General features: G+C 29.3%; 2 protein-coding genes. Both read left to right on the forward strand.

From position 1 onward, the window contains the following. Window positions 1–1,358 (forward strand): hypothetical protein (locus tag VLM92_RS14240; RefSeq protein WP_331681782.1); only part of this gene is annotated, 1,358 nt, incomplete at its 5' end. A 227-nt stretch (window positions 1,359–1,585) separates the two neighbouring features. Next, window positions 1,586–2,482 (forward strand): Sapep family Mn(2+)-dependent dipeptidase (locus VLM92_RS14245; RefSeq protein ID WP_325276990.1); only part of this gene is annotated, 897 nt, incomplete at its 3' end.

Here is a 2,482-nt window from a genome sequence, read left to right on the forward strand (position 1 = left end):
CATCATTAGATAATAAAGCTTTCAAAATAAATGGAGACGCAACTAAGAGAAAAAATATAGTCCAAAAAGTAAATATATCTGGTAAAAAAGGTGATGCAATAGTTTTTGGAGGATGGTCAAAAGGAGATGCTGTACCAGGAAGAGAACATTCAGTTGTTATCGGAATTAAAAGAGCAGATGGTACTTATCAATGGAGCGGAGAACCATTTAACCAAGATTCAAATGATTGGCAATATGTATCAAAAGTATGCATAGCAGATAGCGATTATGAAAGCATAAATATTTATACAACTTACTATAACAATGCAAACTGTGCATACTTTGATGGACTACAGTTATACAAAGAAGAATTTGATGAAAGTTATCAATATGACTCAAATGGTAATATAATATCTACAAAGGACTTAGATAAGCAAAGTTCACAATTTGCATATAATACAAATAACGATTTAATTAAATCTACAGACCCTAAAGGAAATAGCTTTAATTATGCATATGATTCAAAACACAATATATTAAATGCAACATCATCTGAAAATGTAGTATACTCATTTACATATGACAGTTATGGAAATCCATTAACATCAAAAGTTGGGGATTCTAGTTTATTTATAAACTCATCATCAACTTACACTACAAATGGAAACTACATAAAGACACTTAAAGACTCTGAAGGAAACACTGTAACATATAACTACGATGAAACAAAAGGAAACTTAAATAGTGTAGTAGATGCAAATGGAAAAACTACATCATACTCATATGATAGTATGGACAGACTTCAAAATGCATCTAAAGTTGCAGATGGAGCTACAATAACTAATAGTTACTCATATGAAAATGATAAACTAAAAACTATAACACACAATGGGTTTAATTATGGCTTTGGTTATGACTCGTTAGGAAATAACACAACAGTTTCAGTTGGAAGTCAAAATTTAATAACAAATACATATGAAGCAAGAACTAGCAAACTTTTAGAATCAAAATATGGAAATAACCAAAAAGTAAGTTCTGTATATGACAATGAAGATAGAGTAATTTCTGAAAAGTATACAGATGCATCAAACAACACACAAGAAAGACATAAATACTCATATGATGCAAGTGGAAACTTAGGATACCATGAGGACTTAGTAAATAAAATAAACTACAGATACATATATGATTTATCTGATAGATTAGTAAAAATAAAAGAGTCTAATGGAAATACAATATCATATAACTATGATGCAAATAACAATAACAACAAGATTACAGAAAAAGTAAATAACAACACATATGTAACAATTTATGGATATGACAAAGATGACAGACCTACAAGTGTTACAATATCTAAAGGGAAAAATATCGAATAATATAATTTAAAGAAATTAAGAAGTAAAGAGGTTACCCAGGGTACTACCTTATTCAATTAAATTTATATTTCGAAATAAGTTTAAAAATTAAATAAAAACTATAGAAATACCTAAAAATATTTACCTGATAGGTAGAATATGTAAAAATAAAAAGTAGACGAATTAAGTAATGATATAGTATATTATAAATGAATAGATAAATTTATGACAATCTAGGGGGAGATATCATGAAAAATCAAATAAAAGAAAAAGTAAAATCTCTACAATCAGAAATTGTATCATCTATTGTAGACTGTGTAAAAATACCTAGTGTAATAAGTACTGCTACAGATAATTGTCCTTTTGGGGAAAATATAGATAAAGCATTAAGACACACTTTAAATCTTTGTGAATCTCTTGGATTTAAAACTGTTTATAAAGATGGATATTATGGATATGCAGAAATTGGTCAAGGAAAAGAGTTAATAGGAATACTTGGTCACTTAGATGTAGTACCTGAAGGCGAACTTGAAAGTTGGGATTTCCCACCATATGAAGGGGTTATAGATGGTGATAAGTTATATGGTAGAGGAACACAAGATGATAAAGGGCCAACTATTGGTGCTATATATGCTGTTAAAGCTTTAATGGACTTAGGGGTAAAGTTTGATAAAAGAGTAAGATTCATATTTGGGACTGATGAGGAAAACCTTTGGAGATGTATAAATAAGTATTCTGAAAATGGTGAAGAAATACCAAATTACGGATTTACTCCAGATTCTAAGTTCCCTATGATAAATGCTGAAAAGGGACTTTTACAAGTATTTTTAAATGGCCTGGGAAATGATGATATAGAATTAGAACTTGGGCAAGCGTTTAACTCTGTTCCAGATAAGGCAATATACACTGGAAAATACGTTAATGAACTAGTAAAAGAACTAGATAAATTAAACTTTGAATACACACAAGATGGACAAAAAGTTTGTGTATTAGGTAAGAGTGTACACTCTGCTGTAAGTGATAGTGGTATAAATGCAATAGCAAGATTAGCTATAGCACTTAATAATATAGGTGTAGCATCTAATGCTATTAAATTTATAGCAGAAGTTATAGGACAAGATGCTAATGCAAATAATATAGTAGAA

Source organism: Romboutsia sp. (genome assembly GCF_035470145.1).
Lineage (GTDB): Bacteria > Bacillota > Clostridia > Peptostreptococcales > Peptostreptococcaceae > Romboutsia_D.